A 26,867-nucleotide genomic window follows, 5' to 3' on the forward strand; every position below is an offset into this window, starting at 1 on the left:
TAAATAAAGGCATTACTTTTGATAATACATATTAAAATTTCTAACCTTCAGATTCGTAAGATTCTGAAATAAATTCAGAATAAATGATTGATAATTTAAAGAAAATATTAAACGAAGACCAAGATCCGAAAGCAATTGAGAAAATCACGTCTAAATTAGAAAATTTATTAATGTCCAATGAAGAAGTAGGTTATATCGCTGTTCAGAAAAAACCAGCCATTACGGTTTTTCCAGATAGTATTGTAGTCACAAACAAACGTATTATTTTATGTAAACCTAAAAACTTAGGTTTGTCAATGGGATTTATGGATTATGATTGGGACGATATTGCTGGAACTTTTGTAAAAGAAGGTCTGCTAGGTTCCGATTTTTCCTTTTCAACTAAAACGGAATTAACGCATACGGTTGATTATTTGCCAAAAAATCAAGCACGTAAATTATATACGTATGCAAAAGAACAATTGGATATCTTGAAAAACGGAGTATCAATAAATGTAAATCCTGTTCCAGATACTGAAATTGAAGCTGCTGTTGAAGTTGCTGCTGCTGCAGTTGAAATTGAAGAAGTTCCAACAGAAGAAGTAATACATTTTGCGGAAATTATTTCGGCAGATATGATTCCTCCAGTACAAGATACAGAATTAGAAGTGCCAATTCCACATCATGAAAAAAAGCTTTCGGAATTATCAAAAGACGAATTATTTGATAAATTGAATAATTATAAGAAGTTGTTAGACAATGATTTAATTATTCAAGGTGAATATGATAGATTAAAAAATGAAATTTTACCATTTCTGTAAAATAAATGAAATTTCTATTTTTTTTTATTTTTCTAGTTTTTATCTGTTTTTTTTTCGTTAAAATCAGGTAATGGTAAATGATATATGGTTTTTTTTATTATTTAAATAGAAAATTATCATTAAAAAATTGTTAAAAAATTAACATTCGTGTTAATTTTTTTTTGTTATCTCATTGGTTTTCAAAATATATTTACTACTATTGTGACGATTTAATTCCTAAAACTACTAAAAATGAAAAAAATTACACTAATTACTGCATTATTTGCATTTTTTCAGATGAATGCGCAAGTAATGTCCGAAGACTTTGACACAGCTTTAAACTGGACGGTTGTTAAATTATCAGGTGCTTCTGCAAATGCAGGTTGGACAAGAGTAACAAATGGTGCTGCACCAACTTGTTCTCCTTATTCAGGAGCTGGTATGGCTAAATTTGCCTCTTATGATATAGATGCTGGTAATGTTTATGCTTTAACTTCACCATCTTTTACTTTAGTTGGTACGAATACTTATTGTGTGAAATTTGCGATGTATCGCGATGGTGGTTATGCAACTGCTGCAGATAAAGTGGCTGTGCATTTAACATCAACTGCAACTACAGCTCCAGCTGCTGGAAATTTATTAGGTACAATTAATAGATCAATGTCTTTATTACCAACGGTAGCTACAGAAGGTTGGTATACATATCAATTTAATATTGCTGCTTCAACTGCAGGAGCAAGGTTTTTAAGATTAGTTGCTACATCTCAATACGGGACTAATATGTATGTTGATAATGTTTCTGTTAAGCAGCTTTTAAATAATGACTTAGGTTTGGAATCGATAACAGTTACACCTACTTTTTTAACAAATACAACAAAAAACATTACAGGTTCTTTTAAAAACAATGGTTTGAATATTGTGAATACAGCTACATTAAACTGGCAAGTTGATAGTGGTGCAATTTATACTCAAAATTTAACTGGTTTAAATTTGGCTCCTGGAGCTACATATAATTATAATCATACAACACAATGGACACCAACTACAGGTAACTATTCTTTAAAGGTTTGGGTTTCAAATCCAAATGGTTCTACTGATAATTATTTGACTGATAATGAAGTTATCAAACCTATAAGAGTTGCGAGTAATTCGGCTTCTAAAAAACCTTTATTAGAGAAATTTACTAGTTCTACTTGTGGACCATGTGCTGGATATAATTCTAGTACGTTTACACCGTTTTATTCTACAAATTCTAATAATGTTTGTTTGATTAATTATCAAGTAAACTGGCCAGGTGCTGGAGATCCATATTATACTGCTGAAACAGGTACTAGAAGAATGTATTATCAAGTTTCTGGTGCGCCAACATTATTTATAAATTCTAAAACTTCTGGAGCTGGTTCAACAGCGGCATTACAAACTGAAGTTAATACTGCTGCAGCACAACAAGGTTATTTTGCAGTTTCTGCTACAAAAAATTTAGTTGGAAATGTTATGAATGTTAGTGTTAATACTACACCGTATTTAACTGGTCAATTCAGATTGTTTGCAGTTGTGATAGAAAAAACAACTTCAGGAAATGTAGCTTCTAATGGGGAAACATCTTTCAAAAATGTTATGATGAAAATGATGCCAGATGCGTCTGGTACTGTTTTAACTTGTACAGCAGATACACCAATTGTTACTAATTTATCTGTAGATTTATCAGGTACTTTTATTGAGGAATATACAGACTTAGAAGTAATTGTTTTTGTACAAGATTATGCAACAAAAGAAATTATGAATTCAGGTGTAGCTACTCAATTATTATCAAATAGCTCATTTGAATTAGCAAAAATTAAAGTTTTTCCTAATCCTTCAAATGGGGTAGTTACAATAGATACTGTTTTACCAACAGATGTAGTTGTTTTAGATATTACAGGAAAAGAAGTATTTAAAGCATCAAGCATTACGAATGAAACTTCATTAAATTTAACTAATTTACAAAAAGGTGTATATATGTTAAAAATGAAAAATGAAGTTGGTGAGCAAACTGAAAAAATTATAATTGAATAATAATTAAATAATAATTAAATAATTCCAAATTTTATGAAAAAGATAGTAATGTTATTGTTTGTAGGTTTAGCTACAATTGGATGTTCTAAGGATGATGAGACGACACCTGCCCCAACAAATACAAATTCATTGAAAGTTTACAAATATCCGTCAAATGCTGAAATTGTAAACAATGATGTGATTGTGTTTTCTGGTTCTGCTGGTTTAGTTGATCCAACAAATGCTTTGAAATTTTATTTTAAAAACACTTCAACATCTGAAATGAAAGTTAAGATGAGAATAGTTTCTATATCTGGAGTTTCTAATTTAGATTTAACTACGTTTTGTTATGGTCCCAATTTAAATGATGGAGTTTGTGCGTCAGGATCAGCTTTAGCTATTGGTGCTGGATATCCTAAAAATAATGAGGCTCAAATTATAGTTCCTGCAAATGGAACTGCTGGAACTGGCGGAGCTAATAAATTTCAAAGTACCGCTACTCCTGTATCTCCTGCAACAGCTGTTGATTATGTAATAGAAGCATATCAAATTAATACAAGTGGAAGTGAAGTTGGTAATAAAGTAAGATTTACTTACAGATACCAATAATAAACTTTAAGTTTTTTAAATACGAAAAAGGAGCCCATTGGGCTCCTTTTTTGATTTTTGAAGATATCTGACTTTATTTAAAAAGACTGGCTTTAATTAAAGCGTAAAATAGGTTTTTTGCTTTAGTTAGATTAAAGTTGAAAATTGGTAATGAGTAAAAAACAAAAAACCCCTAATTTCAATTGAAATTAAGGGTTAAAAGTGGTACCTCCAGTAAAATTTTACACAAACTAGCGTGTTGATAATCAGTTATTTTATTCTTTAATTGTTTCGTTTTTGTGCTAAAAATCGAATTATTTTTGATTTTCAAGCACTTTATTTATTTTCTTTTCTATTGATTCAAGCTTATTAAATAGTGCTTGATTAGATATTTCTGCAGTATATATTTCTCTCGGTTCTTCTACTAGATTATATGACTTAAACATATTGAGTTCTTCTTTCAATAACCAGTTTAAATTTAGATTAGGAAAAATATCCATTAAAACCTCGATAATTTTTAAACCTAAATTTTGTGTGCCTGAACAATAGGCATTCCATTGTTTATAATTAAGGTTATTATCCTCACAAAACCTTACTACATAGGACTTTTCAAGATATCCCTTGTCCTCTGAATAGTGGCTAATTAGCTGTTTTATTTTGTCTCCGTCAATAGTCATATAAAAAAAATATTAAAAAAAGTTCCATTAATTTGTAGAAATATCCATTAATTAATATATATTTGTCGAATCAAAGTACAACAAATATAAAACTAATGATAAACAAAAGTACAACAAATAACGGAATTAAAAACAATGTGTATACCCCAAACGAGGTTAAACAAGGTTTGAAGAATATTCCTGCTCAATACATCTTGAAAGTTCAGGAAGTTTTGGAGGAAAAAATTAAGGAAGGTTTAATTGAAAAGAACTTTTCAAAAACTTACATAGCTGAAGTAAGAAAAGGAATAAAGTTTAATGTAGATATAATGAATGCATTAGTTCAAGTTGGGCTGGCTAATCTTGCTCAAAAAAAACAATTTGGTTTTAATAATAAAAAAACCCCTTCAGCTCTGTAAAGCTTCAGGGGTTTAAAAATCTGTAAATTTTTTTCGTGATGACAAATATACAAATTCCATCGGGACTTTTAGACAACAATGTCGAATTGTTTTCCCACAACGGTGAGGCAATGGCCACACACGAAGGTAGAGTGAAGTTTCTTTTTGAACTTCCAATACACATTTTAGACACAATTCAAGCAGACTTGGAAGACAATCCTTCTGCAGGACTTGCACTAGAATTAGCTGGATATACATCCAAAGCAGAAAAATTGAATAAATACACAACTTGCAGGTTTGGAAGTTTTGATACTGCTCCTGACTTCAAAGACGGACAGCTTGCAAATTCTGAACATTTTAATTGCGGTTATCGTGGTAGCTGTCCAATGGAAGGTGTAGTATGCGGTTCTATTTTGATTAATGGGAGAACAATTTCTCCTTTTGAAGTTAGAATGATTGAAATGCTAGCCACTGAAAGAACGCTTCTGGTGATTGCTGAAGATTTGAAAATTTCGATGAATACATTCGAAACTAGAAAAAAGGTTTTATACCAAAAACTTAAGGTTTTGAGTCGTCCAAAATTAGTAGCAGTGGCTTATGAAAAAGGAATTTTAACAGCTCCAGCATGTTCAGCTTAACCAAGAAAAACCAGGTTTATATTCTTCAATCCAAATTGTCGGATATAAGTAGAGACAAGAAGCTTCATCCTGAAGATAAAAAGCAATTGACTTCTTTTTATCAGAAGAAACTTCGAGATGTCCAAAAATAGGCTTTTAGCACTACGTTCTTATATATTTCAGAAGCTGTGCAGCTTCGAATTTTAATTAATTAACCCGTCTAAAGGCGGGTTTTAAAAACCAAAACTATGAGTGGATTAACATATAAACCAGTAAAAATTGAAATAACATATTCTAATTCCGAAACTAGAAAACTAGGCATAAATGAAGGAGATGTCTTTGATGCTGAACAAGAGTTTTTAAATGGAAAACCAAAGTTGAGTTTTTATTTTACAAAGGATGGGAAAAGATGTGTTGCTTATGATGTAAAACATGATGAGGAAGCAATGATAATGGTAACAACTTGTAAAATTTACTTTGAACATAAAGTAGATAAGAATCTTGAGTCAGATTTAAATCGCGTTAAAGCTCAGCTTAAACAATTAAATGAATCCGAATTATTTTCTAAAGAAGAAAGAGAAAGATTAACTCCTATTTATCAAAATCAAATAGACGATTTAAATACTAAAATTATCAAAAAATTTTGGAATGATAATGGAAGAAAATTGGGATGGGACGAAACTAATAAAGTTTTTAATTATTCTGATATAACAATCGGTGTAGGTTTAAGTATCGAAGTAAAAGACGCAGAAATATTATCTAACAATCAACCAGGAGAATAATTATATATGAAATTTTTAAAACAATCTTCTATTGATGCTGTATTAGACGAAGCTTTAGTTTATAATGTGGTTGCTGCCACTGAAGAACTAAAGAAGCAAGGATCTAATTATTTTTGTTTATCTCCTTTTGTTAGCGAAAAAACACCATCATTCTGTGTAAACCCTGTAAAAAACTTCTTTTACGATAATGCTGCAGGATTCGGAGGAAACGCCATTAACTTTTTAATGAAAAAACATTCTTCAATTTCATTTTTTGAAGCTGTTGAAAAAGCTGCAGAAATTTGCGGAATTCCATTAGAATATGAAGAGCGTTCTGAAGATCAAAAGCGTTTAGATGACGAAGATCAGGCTATGAAAAAAATGGCCGAATTTGCAAACAAAGAATATCAAAAACAGTTTGCTAAATTACCTGCAGATTCCTGGGCAAAAAAAATGATTTATGAAGAAAGAAATTATACTGAAGAAATAGTTTCTGCCTTTATGATTGGTTTTGCTCCTGAAGAACCTAGAAATTTAATTTCGACTCAAGCTATTAATAATGGTTTCTTTGAAATTGCCAAAACGTTAGGACTTTCAAAAACTTCAAACAACGTTTCTTATGATTTTTTCAGAAATCGTTTAATATTTCCAATTCATAACGACAAAGGAATTGTTGTAGGATTTGGTGGGCGTCGTTCAAATGATGAAAAGGATAAGGAATACGCTAAATATTTGAATTCTCCTGAAAGCAAATTATATCTTAAAGAAAAACTCCTTTTTGGACTTTATCAAGCAAAACGAAGCATAGTTGTAGCTGAAAAAGCTGTGATTATGGAAGGATACACAGATGTTATTGCAGCACATCAAGCAGGTCTTACAATTTCTGTAGCAACTTGCGGAACTTCTTTGTCAGATTTTCACGCTCGATTATTATCACGTTTTTGTAAACATGTTATTTTATTTAGAGATGGCGACAAAGCTGGATTAAGAGCAATTCACAGAGATATTGATATTCTTTTGAAATTTGGGTTTAAAGTTGAAGTTGTTATTTGCCCTGATGGAGAAGATCCGGATAGTTTAGCAAAACAATGTAATCTTCCAGACTTTGTTGAAAAACACAAGCAGGATGCAATTATATGGAAAGCTAAATTTTTAAAAGAGGAATCTAAAAACTCTGAAATTCCTACTTTAATTAAAGAACTGGAACGGTTTAAAGACACAGCAATTAGTGATTTGTATGCTGGATTAGTTCCTGAAACAAATGAAGCATATAAGAATGCCAATCCAGTTGAAAAAGCGCAACTTAAACGTGAAAATGCTGCTCTTCATAAAAAAATTGATGCATTAGAAAAAGAGCATAAAGCTAATATTGAAGAACTTCCAAAATTTGAACCTGAATTAGTAGCTCAAGCTGTTGAGAGTATGTCAAATACTCTATTTTTAGTACAAAATCAAATTGTACAGGAGCATTATGTAAAAATGGTTGCTAAAATTTTAGATCAGAAGCCTTTAACAATATCAAGTTTTATCAATACAATTAAAACTGAAACTGAACGTAAAAAATCTGAGCAGCTTAAAACTTCTGACGAAAAAGAAAATAAATTACTTCGTCTTCCTGAAGGTGGAAAAAAGGATCAGTTTTTACAAGATAGATTTTGCGAAATTGGAGAATCATATCATTTTGTTGGAAAAGCCGGAGAATTTTTTGAAGGAACAAACTTTGTTGTAATACCTTTATTTCACATCGACGGTAATGCTGAAAATAAGCGTTTATGTGAAGTGAAAAATGTTCACGGACACAAACGTTTGATTGATTTCGATTCTGTCGATATTATCAATTTTACGAAGTTTAAAGAACGTTTAATTCGAGAAGGCAATTTCTTTTGGGAACCTGGTACTCAAAATGAACATTTTCTTTTGGTTTCAAGAAAATTAGTAAATGAATTCATTACAGCTTCAGAAATTAAAACTTTAGGCCATCAAAAGGAAGGTTTCTTTGCTTTTGCTGATGGAGTCTTTCATAATGATGACTTTTTAAAAGTAAATAAATACGGAATTGTACATGTAGAAGGCCTTGAAAAAGGCACCAGCGAATATAAATCAGATGTGCAGCACTTCTATTCTCCATCGCATTCAGAAATATATAAATCAGCTCGTGAAGATGATGATCCATACGAAAATGACAGGCACTTTGTTTATAAAATTGCTCCGATATCATTAGATCAATGGATGATGCAAATGGTAAAAGTTTTTGGAGATAAAGGAAAGCTTGGAGTTGCTTTTTGTATTGCTGCTAATTTTAGAGATTTGTTTTTGGCCAACTGGAAGTATTTCCCATTAATGGGCGGTTTCGGACAAAGAGACTCAGGTAAATCAGGTTTTGGAAATTGCTTACAATCTTTCTTTTATTACAACCTGCCAGCTCTTGAGATTAACACGAGTACAATTGTAGGTATTTCAAGAAGATTAAGCCGTGTAAAAAACTCGGTTGTTTTCTTTGACGAATATCGTGATGATATCGACGAAGACAAGCATCAACAGCTAAAAGGTGGTTGGAATGGAATCGGCCGTGAAAAGGGAAAAGGAGCTGATACTAACAGAACCGCTAGCGACAAAATTAACTCAGCCATTTATTATGCCGGACAATATTTACCGACTCGAGATGATGGAGCTCTTCCATCGCGATCAATTATTTGCAATTTCGAACAGAAAGAACGCTCAATTGAAGAAAAAGAGGAGTATAATAAATTAATGAATTGGAATAAAAACGGAATTAGCAGTTTTGTTTTAAATGTTCTAAAACATAGGAAATATATGGCTTCAGAAATTGTGAAAACATATTCTGAAACGATGAAGGATTTAAAAAATTCATTAAAAGACCAGGAGAATATTCAAAATAGAATTTTAGAAAATTATTTGTGTCTTTTAGTAGTTGTTAGGCTTCTTCAGGGAAAAATGAACTTTCCATTTACATACGATGAATATTTTGAACTAACTAGACAGTCTATTATTGATAATTCTGATACAATTTCTGATAGTGATGGTTTAGCATCTTTCTGGAGAGTGATTGAATACTTAACCACTCCTGGATCTCAAAAACAAATTAAGGAAGGTGATGATTATCAAATATCAATTGATGCAGTTGTAAATGTTGTACCGAAAAAAGGAGAAAAACTGGCATGGAAAAATACAAATGGAGATAAAATTTTGTATTTGAATTTTTCAAAAGTGCATCAGGATTACCACAAAGAAGTTACAAAGCGTCAAGGAGAAGAAGTAATTCATGAAACAACTATTCGAAATTACTTGAAATCAAAAAAATACTTCATTGGCCTTTTTGCTAGTAAAAGAATGGGAGACAGAACACCAAGCGGTTACGCTTTTAATTACTCAATGATGGAACGTTTAGGAATCGTAAATCTTCATGATTCAACTGATGATCAAACAACGTTTTTTTTACCTGAAGAAAAATAATTATGGATCCAAACGAATCACTTATTTATCAGAAATGGTGCTGGGAAAATAATATAACCATTTATCCAAAACCAGTTGTTTACAATGGCAGCCGTTGTAAAATTGTGATTAACACTAATGGTGTTGAAAATATTAGAAAAGAAGTTTATGAAGACAAGCCATCATCAAGATTAATTGAGATTGAAGTTTCTCCAGGGAAAACTAAAAAAGTAAAACAGGTTATTCCTGGTCTTTATGATGAGATTAGACGGTTATATAAAGAAACCTATTTGTTGAATAAAGATTTAGTTGCATGAGAAAAGGAGTTAGCAAATTTATGCTCATTCAAGCTCAACTGGATGAGCTTGGAATTATCACTTCGTTACTGAAGACAGGAAAAAAGGAATATTCTTTAATAGTAAATGGTGAAATAGTAAAGCTTTACAAAAAAAGAGAAAACGCCAATTTTAGACTTCTGAAGTTGATAAAAGAGCACATGAAAAAGCCTATTGGAATTTACGGATGTTATTGCCACCCGTTTAAAGATTGGCCAGAACACGATAAGTTTTTTTCGCAAAAATTAGCTGCAGGAACAAAAGTAAAAACAAGATGTTCCGGTAAAAGTGGCCAACTTATTAAAAGAAATCAAAACGGATTTTGGCAAATCAAAATCAATGAAAATGAAACAATTATAGAACACACACAAAATTTAATATTGATCTAAAATTTAGAAAAATGAAAACAAATCAATTTATTTTAAGAGGCAAAAAGGGATCTGGTAAAAGTTATCTATCTGAAAAAATGGCATGTTTACTTCCATCTGAAAAAGTATTAAAACTAAACGCTGGAACAAATACTTATTTAAAATACATAAGTAGAAGAATAAATGAATCAAATTATGATTTAATCATTTTTGATGAATGTCTAAGTGTAGAACAAATATTAGAAATTAACCAATTAGTTATTTTAAAACACATGAACGATAATGAAGAAACACTTAAAAGTGTTGTATATCTAACTCAAGAAAATGATTTTAAATATTTAAGAGGTTTTGAAATTATCGAATGTAATTATCAATAACAACAAAATTTAATATCAATCTAAAATTAAGAAAAAAATGAAATTAGCAGAATTAGATCAGTTTTTAAAAGACTGCATTAAAGCAGAAATCGCTTTTCCAAGAGAAACTATGACGGTAGTAATTGACGATTACTATGAAGTAGTTCCTTCAGACAGACTAAATGAAAAACAACTAGAATATAATACTCGAATTGGTCATGAAATGGCTAGGGTTTTAATTATTCCAAATCATCCAATAGATTTAATCAACAAAGCCAAAAAATATGATGATTTAGAAATTAAAATCAGTAAATGTTATTTTGATGAAAATGGCGACGAACTTTCTGAAGAAGAATCTGAAAATATAGATTTAGGTACAATTGGAGAGATAGCAGCAACTCATTTTAATTTTTTATAGATGTCTCCAGAAACAAAACTAAAAGTAGCAGCTGAAGAAATAAAAGAGGTTTTAAGAAAACACAATTTAGCTGCAGCGGTTCAATTACACACTCCTGGACACGGTGAGTTTTTTGTACACCTAAATCCTACTTACTCTTGTGCTTATATGTACAATGATAATGAAGTAAGATTTCACAGTAAAAGAGTCAATTACTCAAGTGATGAAGAACAATTACAAAAGCAATGTGATAGTTCAAATATGTTGAAAATATTAACAGATATAACGGCTATCAATTTTAGAGGATTGCATCATTTATCAAAACAATTTGATGCATTAACAAATGCAGAACATTTTTAAAACACACATCATGAACAAATTTAAATCAAAATGGAATTCTGAATATGATAAAAAGAATCCAAAACAATACAGCGACAAAGGTTACAGAGCGTTTATAATTGGCCTTATAATGGGTTTAATACTTGGAGCTGCAGTAACTATATTTTTAGTTATCACTTATACTTTAATTTTTAAATAGTAGAGCGATGAAATTCATACCAATATTATTTAATACAGATATGGTTCTGGCTTTACTTGACGGTCGAAAAACTCAAACACGAAGAACTAAAGGTTTGAATTGTATTAATTTATCACCGAATAATTTTGTATTCAATGCTTATGGATTAAAAGCAACACCTCCATTAGACTTCCCGAAAATTACAAGTTTTTACAGTTTTAAGAACATAGTCACAAATGAAATTATAGACATAGATTTTCCTTATGAAATGCATGATGTTCTTTGGGTTAGAGAAACTTTTGAAATTTTTGGAACTACATATAATCCTCATGGAAATCCTTTTGAAGAAAAATCGTTTTTAAAAATTCAATTCAAAGCAGATAGACGCTTATCAAATGAATTTTCTGTAGAGAATTTTAAAGCATTAAACGCTCTTGTTGAAATAGAGATGAAAAAAGGAACAAAATCAAAGTTTCGACCATCAATTCACATGCCTAAAGCTGCAGCTCGATTATTCCTTCAGATAACAGATATTCGAATTGAAAGATTAAAAGAAATCTCTGAAACCGATGCAATTGCTGAAGGAGTAAAAAATGACGGTTTTTTTGAAGGTTTATTTAACTATAAAAATTACTGTAATAATGTTTTTGATTTAAAAAACGCTATTGATTCTTTTAAAAGTTTATGGTTAAAAATTAATGGAAAACAATCTCTGGATTTAAATCCATGGGTTTGGGTAATAGAATTTGAAAAGATAGAAAAACCTATAAATTTTTAATCATGGCAAAATATAATTTTAAATTTTTAGTATTTCACGCACGGCCAACCGAAAAAGGAGGTTATCAGCATTTAGTTGCTCAAGTAAATGTGACAGATAAAAATAGAAAGGAAATCATAAGTGAGTGGGACAAGTTGTTGATAAAGTATCCTTCAGACACTTTTTTATCAAGCTTAACAGAAACAAATCAAAAATTCAGGGAGTTTTAAGATGATCCCGAAAACTTTAATAACAAAGAAATCAAATATTAATTATGGAAATCGTAGCAAAAATCGTAAGAATCAAAGACACTCAAGAAGTAGGTCAAAATGCGTTTAAAATTAGAAACGTTCATGTGGTTACTGAAGAACAATATTCTCAAACTTTAGAAGTTCAATTTGTCCAGGACAAAACCGCAGAACTGGATAGTTATAAAGCTGGAGATAAAGTCAGAATTCAAATCAATTTAAAAGGAAAAGAAGTGACGAAAGATAATGGTGATATTGCTGTTTATAATACAGTTGCTGGTTGGAAAATTGAAAAATTAGCTCAGTAATGGATGCATTAATTAAAAAGATAGAAAAATACGAAATGTTTTTTCTTGGTTTCTTTTGCGGTATGGTTGGACTGATGTTATTGCTTTTAATAACGGTACACTTCTTTTTACACAAAATTATTTAACTAACCGGAATTCATCGGAATTTTAGGAATTCCGATGAATATTTAAAACAACAAACACATGAATATTTTACAAAATAAAAAATTTAGAGCAGCCACATGGCTTGATACTTCAAGAATAGTTGAAGGAAATTTACATCTTTTAGATCATCAAAAATTACAATCAGCCGACCCGAAAATTAATAGAAATGGTTATTTAATGGTGATTATAGATAATGAAGGTTGTAAGCATTTGATTGCTCCAGATACTCTTGAAATTGTCGAGAATCCACATTTCAGCACAATTACACAATTATTACTGGATAATGGTTTAACAACTGCAGATATAGAAACTTTTTGGACATATTCCATGCAACAAGCTATAAAGCTTTGTATAGTTAGAAATTCAGGTACAGTAATTTTCGTTAATGAAGGTAGAAGTTTTGGTAAAACTGAAAGTATGAAACGAAAATTTGATGAACTTATTAAAACTGCTGATGCTCTTATGGCAGCACCAACTTATTCAATTAATGAAAGCTCGAGTAAATATATTGGTAAATCAAAAAATAATTTTAAAAAATAATGAATACTATAAAAATAAATGAATTTGTGAATTTCACAAAAATAATAGACATAGAATGTGATGGAAATCCTAAAGTTTTAACTTTAATATCTCCAAAATTAGAACTTACAAATGCTCCTGCAAATACTATTCAAATGAGTATTGAGCAAGATGGTCAAGACGCTTATATTGATTTAGATCTTTCAGAATCAATTTTATTAAGAGATAAGATTAGTGAATGGATTAAAGATAAAGAAGATCATAATAATAGAACTAAATAATCATGGAAACAATCAAAATAATATTTTACGCAGTATTGATCATCATATTTTTTGTGCTGCCAATAATCACATTGTTAATTAGGCTTTTTCAAAAACCTTTCAAACGTTTCTCGAGAGGTGTGCCGGAACCACCTAAAAAGTTACGAGATAGGTATAATGACGAAATAAATAAAATGAAAGAATATAGAAAAACTAATGATTTTCCACCTATAACTTCTTCAGGAGCTATTGGTTCTCCTGAATGGCTTTCTAAACCAGCGTATTTAGAAAACCCAACTATTAATGATCAAATTCAAATTTTAGAAGGTTTAGGATTGAGCCCTGATTTATTAGGAAATGACAAACGTTATGAAGAAGGTTTCGATGGAGGTTTTGGTGGAGGTGGCTTTTCAGGTTCTGGAGCCAGTGCAAGTTGGTCCGATGATAATAGTTCGTCATATTCTTCATCATACGATAGCAGTTCCTCGTCTTCTTCTGATTCATCCAGTTACGATAGTAGTTCTTCAGGATCTGATTATTAAATTTTTATTTATGGAAACAAAAAATAAAACAATTTGGAAATTCCCATTAAAACCGATAGATGTAAATCGTGTACAAATGCCTGTAGGTTCTCAAATATTATCTGCAGAATTACAAGATGGAGTAATTTGCATGTGGGCATTAGTAGATCCTGAAGCTGAAATTGAAATCAGAAAATTTGGTTTAATTGGAACTGGAGCTTTTATAAAACAAGAGAAATCTGTTTATATAGCAACTTTGCAACTGGATAAGATTTGGGGAACTTTCAATCAGGTTTATCATTTATTCGAATTTTAAGTATGGACACAACAATTTTAATTACTGATCCTGATCATAAATATTATAATCAAAGATTAAAAGGTTATTGTTATTATTACGATTATCAATTTACTGGAAATTCTCCTGATTTATATTCAGCCACAACACCTGAAGGTAAAACTATAAGATTATTGTCGTTACAAATTGATACAAAGGATTATGAAAATCAACTTATTGAAGAAAAACGTAAAAAATTAAATGCAAAAGAAGGTGATACTGTTTTAATAACACACATTGGAAGCGGAACATACACAAATAATTTTAGGTCTTATAATCAATATAAAATAGATAAAATCACACCATCAGGACATGTTGATTTTGTGGACGACAAAGGCATTTTTGTCGCGACTATTTTTCGGCCAATTGTAGAAGTTGTAGACTTTCCTTTTTAAAACATTTCATTAAACCACTCAATCGAGTGGTTTTTCTTTTTATTTTTGTCACATGATAATTACTGACATCGAAATAAAAATAAAAACAGATCATTCTTTAGAACCTGAAGAACAAGAATACCACGAGGTGTATATTGCTCATTTCCGACACGAATTTACTAAATGGTTGGAAAAGTCCGGAATAAGATCTAACACTCCTGTTCGTTTTAATATTTACTATTTAGCCACACAAAGACTCTTTTACATAAATGATATTTCTTCTCAAAAATCTTTAATCTTTTCCTTTTTAAAAGATGATATCAGATTTTACACTAAATACTTCACGAATACAATTATCAGCTCTGCTGATAATGAATAAAAGGCAGCTTGCTGCACCATATAAATACTCCTGTATTCACACACAGTCATCGGCTTTGCCGATGATGAATTAAAGAAAGCCCGTAAGGGCTTTTCCTATTCTATTTCTCCCCCGCACCCCCTCATATATAAAGTATGGGCAAAGAAGTTGAGCGGTTGAGCCGTTGAGCATAATTTGCACAGCAAATTACATAAACATGAGCTTCTATAAGAAGCGAATGCGATTCTCCTGGAGTAGTATTATACTAAATCCCCCGCACCCCCTATACAAAAGGTTTAGAAGGAAAGAGTGTGAGAAACGCCTAAAAAAGGTTCAACGGTTCAACGGTTCAACAATATATGTATAACTGTTTGATTTATATATAATTATCTCTATATATATAAGCTAAAATTATGTTGAACTTGTTGAACCATTTTATTAAGGTTCCGACAAAATCGTGTCGGTTCCGACAGTTCAACAATGGTTATTTTTGTAAAGTGCTGTTTTTGAACTTGTTGAATTGTTGAACTTTTTATATCTAAAAATATCTATTAATTAATGTATATTTGATTTTTCAAATAAATTTAATTTTTTAGTATGAGCGAAAAACCAACCATCACTGTTCATTTTCCTGTAAAACCTCACGTTTACAAGTTTCTGCAGAAAAAAGTCGGAGAAAAATTAATAGTAACAAAAAACAATTTTTATGGTAATTTAGTTCTTGATGTGCTTTCTAAAAGGTATTGTGTGTTAGAATCTGTAGGAGACGATCTTACTTTTCCTGTAGATATCTCTTTAAGATACATGACAGATTTTGGAATTTACATTGATAAAAATATAATTAGGAAATTCAATGCTCAAATTGATAAGCAATTTAAAGAGGAAATGAGATCCTACGTTTCTATTAATGCCAATGCAAATAGTTTGCCTAAAGCAGAAGCGGTTCGTCAGTTTACATTTCATTATAATATAACTGAAGAAGATATTAAGATGGAAACGTTGTTAAAAGATATCGTTAGAAATGTATAAGGACATTTTTTTTTTCACACGATTTGTCCATTAAAAATTAGATAAAATTTAGAGTTATGATCACAAATTTTTTGCACGATAATTATAAGAATATAACAAGGGTTTCTATACTGGATGCCAAAAAAGTATTTTATCCAATGAAATATGTTCTTGAGAAAAGAGATATATTAATTGATGATGATTCTGCATTAATAATTTTACCTTTTCCTGAAGACATAAAATATCCGTCAAATACTAAAATGACTGATGCAGGTATGTTATGGGATTACAAGGTTGAAATTTCAATTAATAATCAAAGTGCACTTACTGAAAATCAACTTATGAGATTTTTAAATAAGAAAGTAATTGTAGTTTTTCATCATAATGATGGTAAGATAATTTTTGGTTGCAACGAAATGCCTTTACAGTATGGTTACTCTGAAGACAATAGTGTGAATCCTGCAGCACATTGTGGTTATTCTGTGGAATGCCGTGGAAATTCTTATTATTCAAAGGTTTCAACATAAATTACTGTCCTTTTGTTAGGCCTGTAAACGCTGTAAAATTGTATCGTTAATAATAGTAACGATACAATTTTTTGTTTTGAGTATAAAAAACATACATTCTTTAATAAGTGGTAAATGGTTCATTCATGAATCTTACGGCTATTCTTTGTTGCCTTCTCTTTTTTCTATAATTGAAGGTCAAAATATCAGTATCACTTCTGATGAGATAGAACCAGAGGTTTTTGTCTCAAGTAAAAAATCCAAATCAAATTTAATAGCAGCTGATTCATTTAACAATGAAAGTAATAATGATCAATATGTAGCTGTCATAAATTTAAAAAATCCAATTTATAAATATAACCAGGAATGTGGTCCAGCTGGAACTAAATCTAAAATGGCAATAATGGAAAATTATGCCAAAGATTCTAACTGTGTTGGAATCGTATTAGATATAGATTCAGGAGGTGGTCAAGTTTCGGGAACTCCAGAATTTTATGATTACATCAAATCATATTCGAAACCAGTTGTTTCTTATACAGATGGAATGATGTGTTCAGCTGCTTATTATATAGGTTCAGCTGCTAATCATATTATTGCTAATAACAGAGCTGATGCAATTGGAAGTATTGGAGTAATGGTTCATTTCATAGATGTTTCAGGTATTTATGAAAAAATGGGAGCAAAAGTTATAACTGAATATGCTACGAGATCTACAGAAAAAAACAAACCATTTGAAGAGTTATTAAAAGGAAATCCAGAATTATATATAAAAACAGAATTAGATCCAATTGCTGAAGATTTTATTAATGATATAAAGGCAGTAAGATCTAATGTAGATAAATCTGTTTTCGCAGGTGGAACTTGGAACGCTTCTGATTCCTTATCAAAAGGTTTAATTGATTCTCTTGGAACTCTTCAGGATGCAATTAATAAAGCTTTTGAATTGTCTAAAACTTCAAAAAACAATTCAAATAAAACAAATTCAAAAAATAAAGTTATGTCTAAAAAAACAAAAAATTTCGCTGAAATTCAAAAGTTAGTAAGTATTGAAGGAGAAGGAATTCCAACTCTTGCAACAATTACTGGTAAAAAAGGAGTGCAGCTTACGGAGGCTCAATTAGAAACTATTGAAGCTGCTTTAAGTGGTAATGCAGTTTTATTACAAACTGAAAAAGATAACGTTACTGCAGAAAAAGAAAAAGTAACAGGATTAACTTCTGCTGTTACTGAGGCTGTAACTACTGCAGGTTTAACTTCTGCTGCAACTCCAGAAGCTAACATTAAAATGTTAGGTGAAAAAGTAGCTGAGTATGGAGCTCAACCAGGAGCAAAACCGAAAACACCAAAATCAGATGGTGATAATGTTGAAGAAGAAAGCATTGTGGATGCAAATGCAGCTCACAATAAAGTTTACAACTCAATTTAATTAATTTTTAATCTTTAATAAATATTAGGCTATGTCAGTAAATATCGATCAGGTATTAGAAGAAACCAAAAAGTTTGCGGCTCAAAATCCGACAATCTTAATGGGCAACATCATGTCTACTGAAATTCTATTGAACAAGTATGCTAAACTGATCCCTAAAGTTAGAGGTGAGTACGCAACGGTTCATAGTCTTTTGGGGCATGTTGTACAGGCGTTCCAACCTACTTGGACAGAAATGGCGGACGTTCAGTTCCGTGGAAAACAAATGAAAGATTATCATCAGAAAGTAAACTTCGGTTTTGTTCCTGCTGAGATTTTAGGATCTTGGATTGAGCAAAAATATGATGAAGGAGTAGACTTGAAAGATAAAACTATCTCTAAACACGTTATGACGGTTTTAGGACAGAAAATTATCTCTGATGTTAACTATTTATCTGTTAAAGCGGTTTACAATGCTGCAACTCCAACAGTATTTGGAGCATCAATGAACGGTTTAAATAAAATCCACACGGATTTAATGGCCAACACGGATAATCCTTGTTTCAAAATTCCTACTAATGCTTTGTCTAGTACAAACATTTTGGATGAAGTTTTGAAATTCGAAAGAGGGTTTCCGGAAACGTACAAACCATTTGTAAAAGAAATTAAAATGTCGGTTACAAATGCAGAAAACTATCTTTTATTATACGAAGATGTTTTCGGAAAAAACACTGACTTCTCAATGGAGAAAGGTTTGAAAACTCGTTTAGGTGGTAGAACAATTATTGCAGTTCCAGGAATGGACAATAATAAACTTTCTGCTACAATTGATGGAAACTTTGCAAGAATGATCGATGTTATCGAAAACCCTGCAACGATTACTGATGTACAAAAACAAGATTACAAAATCAAAGTTTTTGCTGAGTTCACACTTGGTTACGATTATGCAGTAAATGAATTAGTATTCATGAACGACACCGTTGGAACTACAAGAGGTTTAGGTAATGCTACTTTGAATGGATTGTACTATCCTGAAGAGTCTTTATAATCTTTAGTTTATATCAATGGAAGCATTAATAAAAAAAGCAAAAGAGCTCGGCATTGAGAATGCCGAGACTCTTACTGAACCTCAGTTAAAAAAAGCTATTTCTAAAGCTGAAACCGCTTTAAAAACTGCAGAAAATCAAAAATCTGAACACGAAGATCTTTTAAAAAGAGCTGTTGAGTTAGGTTTTGATAAAGAGTTGTTTGCTGAATTTTCAATAGAAAATTTAAAAACAGCTATTTCAGAAGCTGAAGCGGAAAACGAAGCAAAGGAATTATCTGCAGGTAAAGCTGCATTAATTTCTGAACTTTTAGGTGTTGATTTCAATACTTCTACTTTGGAAGAAGTAAGAACTGCAGCTGAAAATGTAGTAATTGAAAATGCAAAAACAAGATCTGAAGTGTTGAAAAAACACATTGGTTTTGATTTGTTTGAAATTGAACCTGAAGCATTAGACACTGCATTAACTCAACTTAAAGCTGTTGAAGCTTCTCCAGTTGTAGAAAAAGTTCCTGAAGGTAAAACTTCAAAACATTTTAAAGCCGGAAATGGGATTAAATATGTTTTTGATGAAGAAGCTCCAGAAGCTTTCCGTTTCGCAGATGTTGTGAAAACTCAAAAAGAATGGATGGAAGATACAGAATCGATGGAACTAATGATCCAAGGAGGAGTATCTTATGTTAAACCTTTAAAAAAATAAGCATGGCAAATTGTTTTGAAGATATTGCAAATGAAAACTTAGAAGCTTGTATCAATTCAGAAATACAAGCAGGAGTTTCAGAAGTAGGTGTATATTACGCTGTACACTCACAAATCACTACTTTTCCAATGCCTTTGAATCCTGGTGACGTAGGATATGATTTTGAATCTGCAGTTACTGTAGCTTCTCCAATTGTGTTTTCTGCAGGTAAAGGATTTGGTAGAATGACTGTTCAGTCAGATATGGGAGAAGTAAAAGTTTCAGCTCCTGGAAATAAAGGAAATAAAAAATCGAAATCATCTTTTGATTTTTATATTCCTGGTAACTCGAAAAAACTTTTAGGTTACATCAGAACTTTCAAAAACATCCCTATGGTGTTTATTGTTACTGAACGAGACGGACAAAAACGTTTAGTTGGAGATAAATTCAATCCAGCTTACATGAGCGAGGTTGAAGGTACTACAGGTAAAGGTGGTGAGGATAACAAAGGTGTTCAATTTACAATTGAGGCGTTTTCGTTACCAATTGTTTATGAAAGTACAATTCAAGAGCCTGTTGTAATTCCTTAACGGATGAAGAAATTTTTTGAAATAGTAAATCTACAAATACCTTGTTCTTTCATTTTAAATGATGGATCAAGGTTTGATTTACGAACTGGAATTCCTAATAATTCGTTAGAAGTTTATAAAACTGGCTTTCATCATTTAGGATTGAAAGAAGGTGCTGAAGAGTTATTTAAAAAAGAAAAGGTTAATGATTTAATCGATCTAATTAGAAAAGCTCGAAGAGTACAAGATGTTAAAATTTTGGCATTGGCTAAACCTGATATTGCAAAAGTTAAGGAAGAAGCTGAGGCTAGAATTAAAATTTTAGAATCTAAATAATTTAGATATTCGTGTTGTGTTGTTTTAAAGAAGAAAAGCCAGTCTATTGATTGGCTTTTTTTATATTGATTTTATGGATATACAAGAATGGTTTGATAAAAATGGTACGTATCAAGAAGGATTAATGATATATGCTTCTTTGCCTTTTAAAAGCAATTTGTTTTTAAAAAGCATTCAGCGTGAAAATATTTCTAATTTACTGAAATTGAAATATGAGCTCAAGAAAGCGTTAAATAATAAATCTGCAGTAATTATAAAGCAAAGCGAAAAAATTACAACAGAAGAAGTAAAAACACGAGTAATTGAACCAATACTTCAGGATTTTAAAAATAAAGATGCAACTACTTCTTTAGATAAAGAAAATATGGCCATGTATCCAATGGAATTACATGAAACATATAGAAATAGAATTTCAGACTTTTATGAAGCTTGTGAGCTGAAGTTTAAGTTAAACATGTTGCATCCAGATGCTGAAGAAGAAGCGTTTGATTTAATTTTTAAACTTGAGATTCTTTGGGAGAAAATAGATAGAGCTTGGTTTGTTCTTAATCATTGGAAAGATTATAATCGAATTATGCCAATGAAAGAAACTGAGGACTTTACCAAATTGAATGGCATACAATTAGTAAAGCGTCGCGATCAACTTCAAACTTCAATTTCAAAAAGGAATAAAACCCTGGATAAATTATCTCAAGAAGTTGAAGCTTCTCCTGAAGACCGTACTAAACTAAATCTGTATAATCGAAAAAAAGAACAACTACAGCAATTATTAATCGATTTAGAAACAATTAGAAATTTATTGAAAAATGAGTGATTTGATATTGTCGCCTTTGGAATGGTCAACCGAAAAAAGAAAAGTTTCGGATCTAATTCCTTATGAATATAATCCGAGAAAATTGTCGGATGAGAAAAAAGAAAAATTAAAAGCAAGTTTAGAGCGTTTCAATCTTGCTGAAATACCTGCAATTAATACAGATAATATGATTATTGCAGGACATCAGAGAGTAGTGGTTCTATTAGAGCTCGGCCGTGGTGATGAATTAATAGATGTGCGTGTTCCTAGCAGAACGCTTACTGAAGAAGAATTTAAAATTTACAATATTAGCTCTAATGTTCCTACTGGAGAATGGGATGTCGATATTTTAAACGCAATTTTTGTTGATATTGATTTATTGGAATTAGGTTTAGATGTGAGTGCCATTCCTCTTCCTGAAGATAATATTTCTCTTGATCTTTTTAATGAAGAAGAAGAGGAGTTTGAACCTGAATTACCGGTCAATCCAATTTCTGTTACTGGAGATATTTACGAGTTTAGAAGTTTACAGAAAAAATTAACTCACAGGTTGATTTGTGGTGATAGTAGAGATGTTACGGTTTATGATAAATTACTTCAGAATGAATTGTTTAGATTGATTTTGACTGATCCTCCTTATAATGTAGATTATGAAGGTGGTACAAAAGACAAATTAAAAATTCAAAATGACAAAATGAAATCGGATGATTTCTACGATTTCCTTTTAGGTTTTTATACTGCAGCTTTTTCAAAAGCTTCTCCTGGTTGTCCACTTTATGTTTTCCATGCTGATACTGAAGGAATAAATTTTCGTAAAGCTTTGAAAGATTCAGGATTTAAACTTTCTCAATGTCTTATTTGGCTGAAAAATTCTATTGTAATGGGGCGTCAGGATTATCACTGGAAACACGAACCGTGTCTTTATGGTTGGAAAGAAGGCGAAGCACATCCTTGGTACTCGGACCGAAAACAAACTACAATTTTAGAGTTTGATCGCCCAACTAAAAGCGAGGATCATCCAACTATGAAACCTGTACCATTATTTGTTTACATTATAAAAAACAGCTCAAAACAAAGGGATTTAGTGGGTGATGCGTTTACAGGATCAGGAACAACGATTATTGCATGTGAGCAAACTTGGAGACAAGCAAGATGTTTGGAGCTGGAACCAGGATTCGTAGATGTGAATGTTAAACGTTGGACAAAATATATGCGTGATAATCATTTGGAATATGAAGTTTACAGAAATGGACAAATTTTGTCCAAAACAGATCTCGACAAATATTTAGAATAACCTGAAAGCCACTAGAGATAGTGGCTTTTCTTTTTGTCCTTTTTATACACTTTCCTTTTTAAAACCTTGCGTAAAAATTCAACAATATGGCTGGAGAATTGATTTTACGAAAAAAAGAAACCACACTTGATAAAATCAGAAAGTATTATCTAAAAGGTCCTGATAAAGTTACTCTTTCAGATAACCAAGAAAAAATTCGTTTGAAATTATACAAAGCATGGAACTTGTTGTGTAACTATCATTCCAAGGAACAAGCAATGAACGTTCTTTTTAATGATGGGTGTTCAAGAGCTCAAGCTTATAGATATGTAAATGACTCAATGTCTGTTTTTGGAGATGTTTTTAAAAATCAAATTGAAGCAAAAAGGTATTTGATTGAAGAAGATTTAATGAGACTTCAGCAGCGTGCTATTAAAAATGGTGATGGAGATTTAGAGTTAAGAGTTCTTGCTCAGCGTATAAAACTAGGGAACTTCAACAAGGATAACGACATTAATTTTGATCCTGAAAAATTACAGGCTCAAACTTATATTATCAAAGCAGATCCTGCAGCTCTTGAGATTATTCGTCAAAGAGGTGATGGAGGGCTGTTTGACTTTAATATGGTGGATTCTGAAAATATTCCATTTCAAGAAGTAAAGGAGGTTGATGATGATGAAGAATAAAGAAGTTTCACTAAATCTTCCTCAGTTAGCTGCAGTTGAGATTCCAAGAAAAAAAGTTTTAAATCCTGTAAAAAACGTATTGGTTTGGATTAAAATGATTGTTTTAGAATGGTCTAGAGGAACAGGAAAATCGACTATTTTAGGATGGTTCATTAAAGAAGCTTTAATTCAAATGCCCAAAGCTACTGGAGTGCTTGTTGGAGAAACATATCAACAAATGTTATCTCGTACACTTCCTTCTACTAAACAGGGATTAGCAATGTTTGGAATATATGAAGATATCGATTATGTAGTAGGAAGATCAGGCAAAAAATTAGGTTATGAAATGCCGTTTCAGTCTCCTTTGAAATGGGATAATGTCATGCATTTTTCTAATGGTTTTATAATGGTTTTGGTTTCTAATGATATGCCGGATTCAGGACGTGGATTAAATTCAAGCTTTGTTGTTGGAGATGAAGCTGTGTTATTAGATAAAGAGCGTTTATATAACAACGTTCAAACAACTAATCGTTCTACTTGTGGTGGGTTGTATGATGATAAACCTTTATGTAATGCTGAAATTTATGCTTCTTCAGTTGCAATGACTCAAAAAGGTCAGTGGTTTACTGATTTAGAAAAGGTTGCGAAAAAGAAGCCATGGAAAGTTTTATTTATTAAAGCCAATGCTTTTGCTAACAAACAAAACTTATCAAAAGACTGGTTTGAAAGAATGAGGGATGAAGCTCCATCACAGGTTCATTATGATGCTGAGATTAAGAATATCAGGCCTAAGAAAACTACTAAAGGATTTTATCCATCATTAGATCCAAAGAAGCATTATTACCGTTATGCTTATGATAATTTATATCTGCAGGAAGTTGGTGTTAAGGCGACAAAGAAAGACTTTAATTGTAGACAAGACACTGATTATATGAGAAGCAAGCCATTGATCGTTACTATTGACTGGGGTAACATCATGACGATGACTGTGTCTCAGGACCAGGGCGAAAGATATCGCTGTCTTAAAACATTCTATGTTAATTCTCCAAAGATTATTGATGATCTAATTGATGAAGAGTTTGCTCCTTACTACGAGCCAATGAAGAAAGGGAACAATGTTATTGAGTTCTACTATGATCGTAATGGTAATAGTAAGACACCTAACTCAAAGCTTACGTTTGCTGAACAGGCTGGAGCTGCATTCAAACGCAACGGATGGAAGGTTATCTATAAGACTCGTAAGCATGAGAACCCTCCACATAATCAGAAGTTTATCGTATTGAATTACATATTGAAGTACGGAGGAATCAAAGGATTGCCGGTTGTTGAGATAAACGAAAACAATTGTCCAGACTTAATCATCTCATTAGAGAATGCACCAGCAATGGAAGGTAACCAACCGAATACAATTGTCAAAGATAAACGAAGTGAGAAGTCTAAGACAACACCTCAAGAACACGCCACTCACTTCTCCGATACGTTTGACATACCGTTGTACTGGAGATACCACAAGCAGGTACAGAGATTGATATCAGACAACGGCGACCGTGGCTCATTGCCTTTGTTTAAAGGTCAATCAATGAATTTAATGAAACCTTAAAATTTTTTTACCCACTAAAATCGTGGCATATATCGCTATTTTTTAAAAGGAAAGTGTAGATGTAGGACAGGGGCAGGCCGGCAGAATCGTTAAATATGAGAAAATAAAAATAAATTTTTAGGCTAATATTTTGATAATCAATAAGTTATTTTTTAACAGTGAGATTACAGAAACAAATCAAGGTAGTTTTTATATGTCCTTTTAACACTTCTATTGTATAACGAATTTTGAATTATGGAAAAACATATTTTTTTGAGACAGGTTTTAGAATTAATGAAAAAAAAAAATGCTGATGGAAATCCTGTAAGTTTTGATTTAGAAGTTCGCACTTTCAATAAATACAATAAATCAGGTGGAGTTTTAAAATCTTACAAGAATGCAAAAGTTTTAGTTGGCCAAAAATTAAAAGGAAAACCATTTGTAGAAGCTGAGCATTTTTACAGAAAACATCGCTCGAGAAAAAACCCTAACCACTGGCAAAATGAAACTAGGAATATTGAGCTGGAGTCTGGACAGATTAAAAAAATAAAAATTAGATATATAATCAGATTTAACGGAACATTCGTCAATTATTAGCATGAGACATTTTAATTCAATCGGAGTACACGTAGGAAAAGCAACTCTTGCAATGACAAATTTAAATACTGAATTTGTTAAGCCAAAAGCCATTCCTATTGATAATGCAAATCAGGAAGTTAAAGGAGAAATAATTCCATGGGGTTCTGATAATTTGTATCCTCAAAATTTTTATAATAAAAAATATTTGAAAAACGGATCTGCAGTAGGTGGAGTTGGTGCTTTGCAAAATGCTCACTATGGTAGTGGGTTTCAACTTCAACTCGAGTCGGCGGATGAAAATGGAGCTTCGGTAAAAAAAATTGTTCCTTTTTTAAAGTATCCTGAAATTCAGCAGTTTGTCAGAAATTCAAAATTAAATAGATTTTGGAATGAAATAATTGCAGATCAAACTTTATTTAATATTGGATTTGCACATTTTGTTGTTTCAAAAGACTTTAAAAAAATTACTTCAGTTCGAAGACAAAAGGCTGCTTGGTGTCGTTTCGAAAAAATGGACAAGGATGGTGTAATTAAAAATGTTTATATCAATTCAGACTGGAGCAATGATAATAAAGAATATACTATTTCTGTTCCTGTTGTTGATCCATATATGTCTGCTGAAGAAGTTCGTATTTGGTGTCAAGAAAATAAATTTTATGAATTTATCTATCCTTCTTATTATCCACTAATCGATGAAAGTTATTATCCTAAACCTGGATGGCACGCAGTTGACAGAAATGGATGGATGGATGTTGCTAATTCTGTTCCGGAATTAAAACAAGCAATTTTTCAGAACCAAGCTCACATAAAATATATAATTTATGTGTCAGAGCAATACTTTGAAAACTTTTATAAAGAAGAGTGGGAGGATTTCGACGCTGATAAAAGACAAAAAATTCGTAATGAATTAGTAGCTGCTATTGACGAACACATGTCTGGTAATTCTGCAGGTGGTCGATCGCTTATTTCTCCAGTTTTTGAAGAAAACGGAAAGTTTGTAGAAGGAATTAAAGTCGAACCAATTCAAAACCACTTGCAAGATGGTTCTTATCTTCCAGACGCATCAGCTGCTAACTCTGAAATCTTATTTGCATTAGGAGTAGATCCTTGCATTATAGGTTTAGGAATCCCTGGAGGGAAAAATTTATCAGGTAGTGGATCAGATAAGCGCGAGGCTTACAATATTCTTTGTGCAAATTTAAAACCACGCAGAGAAATCACACTTGAGGTATGGGATTTAACTAGAGATTTTAATTTATGGGATCCTAATTTAGAAGGTTGTTTTCCAAACATGGTTCTTACTACACTCGACAAAGAAAAATCAGGACAAAACCAAATAGTAAATTAA

At 31.5% G+C, this 26,867-nt stretch carries 36 protein-coding genes; 35 read left to right on the forward strand and 1 reads right to left on the reverse strand.

What is annotated here, in order from left to right; translation table 11 throughout:
* Nucleotides 1-83 precede the first annotated feature (83 nt).
* The 3 genes from G6N05_RS05210 (at nucleotide 84) to G6N05_RS05220 (ending at nucleotide 3,422) form a co-directional block, all read left to right on the forward strand.
* Complete coding sequence (locus G6N05_RS05210) at nucleotides 84-800, forward strand: PH domain-containing protein (RefSeq protein WP_166125525.1); 717 nt, start codon at nucleotides 84-86, stop codon at nucleotides 798-800.
* A 231-nt stretch (nucleotides 801-1,031) separates the two neighbouring features.
* Nucleotides 1,032-2,834, forward strand: a complete 1,803-nt coding sequence (locus G6N05_RS05215; RefSeq protein WP_166125526.1) for a T9SS type A sorting domain-containing protein — start codon at nucleotides 1,032-1,034, stop codon at nucleotides 2,832-2,834.
* A 33-nt stretch (nucleotides 2,835-2,867) separates the two neighbouring features.
* Nucleotides 2,868-3,422 (forward strand): hypothetical protein, encoded by a 555-nt coding sequence (locus G6N05_RS05220; protein WP_166125527.1) that lies wholly within the window; start codon nucleotides 2,868-2,870, stop codon nucleotides 3,420-3,422.
* A gap of 293 nt (nucleotides 3,423-3,715) precedes the next feature.
* On the opposite strand, the gene G6N05_RS05225 is transcribed toward G6N05_RS05220, so the two are convergent.
* Complete coding sequence (locus G6N05_RS05225) at nucleotides 3,716-4,078, reverse strand: hypothetical protein (protein ID WP_166125528.1); 363 nt, start codon at nucleotides 4,076-4,078, stop codon at nucleotides 3,716-3,718.
* Nucleotides 4,079-4,173: 95 nt separating this feature from the next.
* On the opposite strand from G6N05_RS05225, the gene G6N05_RS05230 reads away from it, so the two are divergent.
* The 32 genes from G6N05_RS05230 (at nucleotide 4,174) to G6N05_RS05385 (ending at nucleotide 26,867) form a co-directional block, all read left to right on the forward strand.
* On the forward strand, nucleotides 4,174-4,476 hold the full coding sequence (locus G6N05_RS05230; RefSeq protein ID WP_166125529.1) for a hypothetical protein: 303 nt from the start codon (nucleotides 4,174-4,176) through the stop codon (nucleotides 4,474-4,476).
* Nucleotides 4,477-4,514: 38 nt separating this feature from the next.
* Nucleotides 4,515-5,093: a helix-turn-helix transcriptional regulator gene (locus G6N05_RS05235; RefSeq protein ID WP_166125530.1), complete on the forward strand. Its 579-nt coding sequence runs from the start codon at nucleotides 4,515-4,517 to the stop codon at nucleotides 5,091-5,093.
* Between the two features lie 227 nt (nucleotides 5,094-5,320).
* Nucleotides 5,321-5,854, forward strand: coding sequence for a hypothetical protein (locus G6N05_RS05240; RefSeq protein WP_166125531.1), 534 nt, complete (start codon nucleotides 5,321-5,323; stop codon nucleotides 5,852-5,854).
* A gap of 6 nt (nucleotides 5,855-5,860) precedes the next feature.
* A complete protein-coding gene (gene dnaG / locus G6N05_RS05245) occupies nucleotides 5,861-9,307 on the forward strand; it encodes a DNA primase (protein WP_166125532.1) in 3,447 nt (1,148 codons plus the stop codon).
* A gap of 2 nt (nucleotides 9,308-9,309) precedes the next feature.
* Nucleotides 9,310-9,603 (forward strand): hypothetical protein, encoded by a 294-nt coding sequence (locus G6N05_RS05250; RefSeq protein ID WP_166125533.1) that lies wholly within the window; start codon nucleotides 9,310-9,312, stop codon nucleotides 9,601-9,603.
* A complete protein-coding gene (locus tag G6N05_RS05255) occupies nucleotides 9,600-10,010 on the forward strand; it encodes a hypothetical protein (protein ID WP_166125534.1) in 411 nt (136 codons plus the stop codon). Before G6N05_RS05250 ends, G6N05_RS05255 begins: the two co-directional genes overlap by 4 nt.
* An 11-nt stretch (nucleotides 10,011-10,021) precedes the next feature.
* Nucleotides 10,022-10,366, forward strand: coding sequence for a hypothetical protein (locus tag G6N05_RS05260; RefSeq protein ID WP_166125535.1), 345 nt, complete (start codon nucleotides 10,022-10,024; stop codon nucleotides 10,364-10,366).
* Between the two features lie 37 nt (nucleotides 10,367-10,403).
* Nucleotides 10,404-10,763, forward strand: a complete 360-nt coding sequence (locus G6N05_RS05265; protein WP_166125536.1) for a hypothetical protein — start codon at nucleotides 10,404-10,406, stop codon at nucleotides 10,761-10,763.
* Nucleotides 10,764-11,102, forward strand: a complete 339-nt coding sequence (locus G6N05_RS05270) for a hypothetical protein (RefSeq protein WP_166125537.1) — start codon at nucleotides 10,764-10,766, stop codon at nucleotides 11,100-11,102.
* 10 nt (nucleotides 11,103-11,112) lie between these two features.
* On the forward strand, nucleotides 11,113-11,280 hold the full coding sequence (locus tag G6N05_RS05275) for a hypothetical protein (protein ID WP_166125538.1): 168 nt from the start codon (nucleotides 11,113-11,115) through the stop codon (nucleotides 11,278-11,280).
* A 7-nt stretch (nucleotides 11,281-11,287) separates the two neighbouring features.
* On the forward strand, nucleotides 11,288-12,037 hold the full coding sequence (locus G6N05_RS05280) for a hypothetical protein (RefSeq protein ID WP_166125539.1): 750 nt from the start codon (nucleotides 11,288-11,290) through the stop codon (nucleotides 12,035-12,037).
* A 2-nt stretch (nucleotides 12,038-12,039) separates the two neighbouring features.
* Nucleotides 12,040-12,246, forward strand: coding sequence for a hypothetical protein (locus G6N05_RS05285; protein WP_166125540.1), 207 nt, complete (start codon nucleotides 12,040-12,042; stop codon nucleotides 12,244-12,246).
* 44 nt (nucleotides 12,247-12,290) lie between these two features.
* Nucleotides 12,291-12,572, forward strand: coding sequence for a DUF3127 domain-containing protein (locus G6N05_RS05290; RefSeq protein WP_166125541.1), 282 nt, complete (start codon nucleotides 12,291-12,293; stop codon nucleotides 12,570-12,572).
* A gap of 183 nt (nucleotides 12,573-12,755) precedes the next feature.
* Complete coding sequence (locus G6N05_RS05295) at nucleotides 12,756-13,256, forward strand: hypothetical protein (RefSeq protein WP_166125542.1); 501 nt, start codon at nucleotides 12,756-12,758, stop codon at nucleotides 13,254-13,256.
* A complete protein-coding gene (locus tag G6N05_RS05300; protein WP_166125543.1) occupies nucleotides 13,256-13,516 on the forward strand; it encodes a hypothetical protein in 261 nt (86 codons plus the stop codon). Before G6N05_RS05295 ends, G6N05_RS05300 begins: the two co-directional genes overlap by 1 nt.
* A gap of 2 nt (nucleotides 13,517-13,518) precedes the next feature.
* A complete protein-coding gene (locus G6N05_RS05305; RefSeq protein WP_166125544.1) occupies nucleotides 13,519-14,037 on the forward strand; it encodes a hypothetical protein in 519 nt (172 codons plus the stop codon).
* A 10-nt stretch (nucleotides 14,038-14,047) separates the two neighbouring features.
* Nucleotides 14,048-14,332 carry a DUF7352 domain-containing protein gene (locus G6N05_RS05310; protein WP_166125545.1) on the forward strand — a complete coding sequence of 95 codons (285 nt, stop codon included), beginning with the start codon at nucleotides 14,048-14,050 and terminating at the stop codon, nucleotides 14,330-14,332.
* 2 nt (nucleotides 14,333-14,334) lie between these two features.
* A complete protein-coding gene (locus G6N05_RS05315) occupies nucleotides 14,335-14,745 on the forward strand; it encodes a hypothetical protein (protein ID WP_166125546.1) in 411 nt (136 codons plus the stop codon).
* Between the two features lie 52 nt (nucleotides 14,746-14,797).
* The gene (locus tag G6N05_RS05320) at nucleotides 14,798-15,103 is read left to right on the forward strand and encodes a hypothetical protein (protein ID WP_166125547.1); all 306 of its coding nucleotides are present in this window, start codon (nucleotides 14,798-14,800) and stop codon (nucleotides 15,101-15,103) included.
* Nucleotides 15,104-15,679: 576 nt separating this feature from the next.
* A complete protein-coding gene (locus G6N05_RS05325; RefSeq protein WP_166125548.1) occupies nucleotides 15,680-16,111 on the forward strand; it encodes a hypothetical protein in 432 nt (143 codons plus the stop codon).
* Nucleotides 16,112-16,167: 56 nt separating this feature from the next.
* On the forward strand, nucleotides 16,168-16,617 hold the full coding sequence (locus tag G6N05_RS05330; protein WP_166125549.1) for a hypothetical protein: 450 nt from the start codon (nucleotides 16,168-16,170) through the stop codon (nucleotides 16,615-16,617).
* Between the two features lie 76 nt (nucleotides 16,618-16,693).
* Complete coding sequence (locus G6N05_RS05335; RefSeq protein ID WP_166125550.1) at nucleotides 16,694-18,022, forward strand: S49 family peptidase; 1,329 nt, start codon at nucleotides 16,694-16,696, stop codon at nucleotides 18,020-18,022.
* Nucleotides 18,023-18,053: 31 nt separating this feature from the next.
* Entirely contained in the window at nucleotides 18,054-19,049 is a 996-nt protein-coding gene (locus tag G6N05_RS05340; RefSeq protein WP_166125551.1) for a hypothetical protein, read from the forward strand.
* 16 nt (nucleotides 19,050-19,065) lie between these two features.
* A complete protein-coding gene (locus G6N05_RS05345) occupies nucleotides 19,066-19,746 on the forward strand; it encodes a hypothetical protein (RefSeq protein WP_166125552.1) in 681 nt (226 codons plus the stop codon).
* A gap of 2 nt (nucleotides 19,747-19,748) precedes the next feature.
* Nucleotides 19,749-20,315 (forward strand): hypothetical protein, encoded by a 567-nt coding sequence (locus tag G6N05_RS05350; RefSeq protein ID WP_166125553.1) that lies wholly within the window; start codon nucleotides 19,749-19,751, stop codon nucleotides 20,313-20,315.
* Nucleotides 20,316-20,318: 3 nt separating this feature from the next.
* A complete protein-coding gene (locus G6N05_RS05355; protein ID WP_166125554.1) occupies nucleotides 20,319-20,630 on the forward strand; it encodes a hypothetical protein in 312 nt (103 codons plus the stop codon).
* Between the two features lie 73 nt (nucleotides 20,631-20,703).
* Entirely contained in the window at nucleotides 20,704-21,444 is a 741-nt protein-coding gene (locus G6N05_RS05360) for a hypothetical protein (RefSeq protein WP_166125555.1), read from the forward strand.
* Nucleotides 21,437-22,717 (forward strand): DNA modification methylase, encoded by a 1,281-nt coding sequence (locus G6N05_RS05365; RefSeq protein ID WP_166125556.1) that lies wholly within the window; start codon nucleotides 21,437-21,439, stop codon nucleotides 22,715-22,717. The genes G6N05_RS05360 and G6N05_RS05365 overlap by 8 nt, the downstream gene beginning before the upstream one ends.
* Before the next feature lie 86 nt (nucleotides 22,718-22,803).
* On the forward strand, nucleotides 22,804-23,382 hold the full coding sequence (locus tag G6N05_RS05370) for a hypothetical protein (RefSeq protein ID WP_166125557.1): 579 nt from the start codon (nucleotides 22,804-22,806) through the stop codon (nucleotides 23,380-23,382).
* Nucleotides 23,372-24,961 (forward strand): hypothetical protein, encoded by a 1,590-nt coding sequence (locus G6N05_RS05375; RefSeq protein WP_187003029.1) that lies wholly within the window; start codon nucleotides 23,372-23,374, stop codon nucleotides 24,959-24,961. The genes G6N05_RS05370 and G6N05_RS05375 overlap by 11 nt, the downstream gene beginning before the upstream one ends.
* Before the next feature lie 234 nt (nucleotides 24,962-25,195).
* Nucleotides 25,196-25,537 (forward strand): hypothetical protein, encoded by a 342-nt coding sequence (locus G6N05_RS05380; RefSeq protein WP_225875129.1) that lies wholly within the window; start codon nucleotides 25,196-25,198, stop codon nucleotides 25,535-25,537.
* Between the two features lies 1 nt (nucleotide 25,538).
* Nucleotides 25,539-26,867 (forward strand): hypothetical protein, encoded by a 1,329-nt coding sequence (locus G6N05_RS05385; RefSeq protein ID WP_166125558.1) that lies wholly within the window; start codon nucleotides 25,539-25,541, stop codon nucleotides 26,865-26,867.

Origin of the sequence: Flavobacterium bernardetii, from assembly GCF_011305415.1 — a bacterium.
GTDB lineage: Bacteria > Bacteroidota > Bacteroidia > Flavobacteriales > Flavobacteriaceae > Flavobacterium > Flavobacterium bernardetii.

What these genes read in the sequence shown, in the direction of transcription:
- G6N05_RS05250 (WP_166125533.1), top strand. Translation starts at nt 9,310, where the DNA reads ATGGATCCAAACGAATCACTTATTTATCAGAAATGGTGCTGGGAAAAT.
- G6N05_RS05280 (WP_166125539.1), top strand. Translation starts at nt 11,288, where the DNA reads ATGAAATTCATACCAATATTATTTAATACAGATATGGTTCTGGCTTTA.
- G6N05_RS05315 (WP_166125546.1), top strand. Translation starts at nt 14,335, where the DNA reads ATGGACACAACAATTTTAATTACTGATCCTGATCATAAATATTATAAT.
- G6N05_RS05230 (WP_166125529.1), top strand. Translation starts at nt 4,174, where the DNA reads ATGATAAACAAAAGTACAACAAATAACGGAATTAAAAACAATGTGTAT.
- G6N05_RS05325 (WP_166125548.1), top strand. Translation starts at nt 15,680, where the DNA reads ATGAGCGAAAAACCAACCATCACTGTTCATTTTCCTGTAAAACCTCAC.
- G6N05_RS05260 (WP_166125535.1), top strand. Translation starts at nt 10,022, where the DNA reads ATGAAAACAAATCAATTTATTTTAAGAGGCAAAAAGGGATCTGGTAAA.
- G6N05_RS05275 (WP_166125538.1), top strand. Translation starts at nt 11,113, where the DNA reads ATGAACAAATTTAAATCAAAATGGAATTCTGAATATGATAAAAAGAAT.
- dnaG (WP_166125532.1), top strand. Translation starts at nt 5,861, where the DNA reads ATGAAATTTTTAAAACAATCTTCTATTGATGCTGTATTAGACGAAGCT.
- G6N05_RS05270 (WP_166125537.1), top strand. Translation starts at nt 10,764, where the DNA reads ATGTCTCCAGAAACAAAACTAAAAGTAGCAGCTGAAGAAATAAAAGAG.
- G6N05_RS05295 (WP_166125542.1), top strand. Translation starts at nt 12,756, where the DNA reads ATGAATATTTTACAAAATAAAAAATTTAGAGCAGCCACATGGCTTGAT.
- G6N05_RS05375 (WP_187003029.1), top strand. Translation starts at nt 23,372, where the DNA reads ATGAAGAATAAAGAAGTTTCACTAAATCTTCCTCAGTTAGCTGCAGTT.
- G6N05_RS05365 (WP_166125556.1), top strand. Translation starts at nt 21,437, where the DNA reads ATGAGTGATTTGATATTGTCGCCTTTGGAATGGTCAACCGAAAAAAGA.
- G6N05_RS05370 (WP_166125557.1), top strand. Translation starts at nt 22,804, where the DNA reads ATGGCTGGAGAATTGATTTTACGAAAAAAAGAAACCACACTTGATAAA.
- G6N05_RS05345 (WP_166125552.1), top strand. Translation starts at nt 19,066, where the DNA reads ATGGAAGCATTAATAAAAAAAGCAAAAGAGCTCGGCATTGAGAATGCC.
- G6N05_RS05330 (WP_166125549.1), top strand. Translation starts at nt 16,168, where the DNA reads ATGATCACAAATTTTTTGCACGATAATTATAAGAATATAACAAGGGTT.
- G6N05_RS05300 (WP_166125543.1), top strand. Translation starts at nt 13,256, where the DNA reads ATGAATACTATAAAAATAAATGAATTTGTGAATTTCACAAAAATAATA.
- G6N05_RS05220 (WP_166125527.1), top strand. Translation starts at nt 2,868, where the DNA reads ATGAAAAAGATAGTAATGTTATTGTTTGTAGGTTTAGCTACAATTGGA.
- G6N05_RS05255 (WP_166125534.1), top strand. Translation starts at nt 9,600, where the DNA reads ATGAGAAAAGGAGTTAGCAAATTTATGCTCATTCAAGCTCAACTGGAT.
- G6N05_RS05380 (WP_225875129.1), top strand. Translation starts at nt 25,196, where the DNA reads ATGGAAAAACATATTTTTTTGAGACAGGTTTTAGAATTAATGAAAAAA.
- G6N05_RS05340 (WP_166125551.1), top strand. Translation starts at nt 18,054, where the DNA reads ATGTCAGTAAATATCGATCAGGTATTAGAAGAAACCAAAAAGTTTGCG.
- G6N05_RS05225 (WP_166125528.1), bottom strand. Translation starts at nt 4,078, where the DNA reads ATGACTATTGACGGAGACAAAATAAAACAGCTAATTAGCCACTATTCA.
- G6N05_RS05285 (WP_166125540.1), top strand. Translation starts at nt 12,040, where the DNA reads ATGGCAAAATATAATTTTAAATTTTTAGTATTTCACGCACGGCCAACC.
- G6N05_RS05355 (WP_166125554.1), top strand. Translation starts at nt 20,319, where the DNA reads ATGAAGAAATTTTTTGAAATAGTAAATCTACAAATACCTTGTTCTTTC.
- G6N05_RS05320 (WP_166125547.1), top strand. Translation starts at nt 14,798, where the DNA reads ATGATAATTACTGACATCGAAATAAAAATAAAAACAGATCATTCTTTA.
- G6N05_RS05215 (WP_166125526.1), top strand. Translation starts at nt 1,032, where the DNA reads ATGAAAAAAATTACACTAATTACTGCATTATTTGCATTTTTTCAGATG.
- G6N05_RS05360 (WP_166125555.1), top strand. Translation starts at nt 20,704, where the DNA reads ATGGATATACAAGAATGGTTTGATAAAAATGGTACGTATCAAGAAGGA.
- G6N05_RS05235 (WP_166125530.1), top strand. Translation starts at nt 4,515, where the DNA reads ATGACAAATATACAAATTCCATCGGGACTTTTAGACAACAATGTCGAA.
- G6N05_RS05385 (WP_166125558.1), top strand. Translation starts at nt 25,539, where the DNA reads ATGAGACATTTTAATTCAATCGGAGTACACGTAGGAAAAGCAACTCTT.
- G6N05_RS05310 (WP_166125545.1), top strand. Translation starts at nt 14,048, where the DNA reads ATGGAAACAAAAAATAAAACAATTTGGAAATTCCCATTAAAACCGATA.
- G6N05_RS05210 (WP_166125525.1), top strand. Translation starts at nt 84, where the DNA reads ATGATTGATAATTTAAAGAAAATATTAAACGAAGACCAAGATCCGAAA.
- G6N05_RS05305 (WP_166125544.1), top strand. Translation starts at nt 13,519, where the DNA reads ATGGAAACAATCAAAATAATATTTTACGCAGTATTGATCATCATATTT.
- G6N05_RS05240 (WP_166125531.1), top strand. Translation starts at nt 5,321, where the DNA reads ATGAGTGGATTAACATATAAACCAGTAAAAATTGAAATAACATATTCT.
- G6N05_RS05265 (WP_166125536.1), top strand. Translation starts at nt 10,404, where the DNA reads ATGAAATTAGCAGAATTAGATCAGTTTTTAAAAGACTGCATTAAAGCA.
- G6N05_RS05290 (WP_166125541.1), top strand. Translation starts at nt 12,291, where the DNA reads ATGGAAATCGTAGCAAAAATCGTAAGAATCAAAGACACTCAAGAAGTA.
- G6N05_RS05350 (WP_166125553.1), top strand. Translation starts at nt 19,749, where the DNA reads ATGGCAAATTGTTTTGAAGATATTGCAAATGAAAACTTAGAAGCTTGT.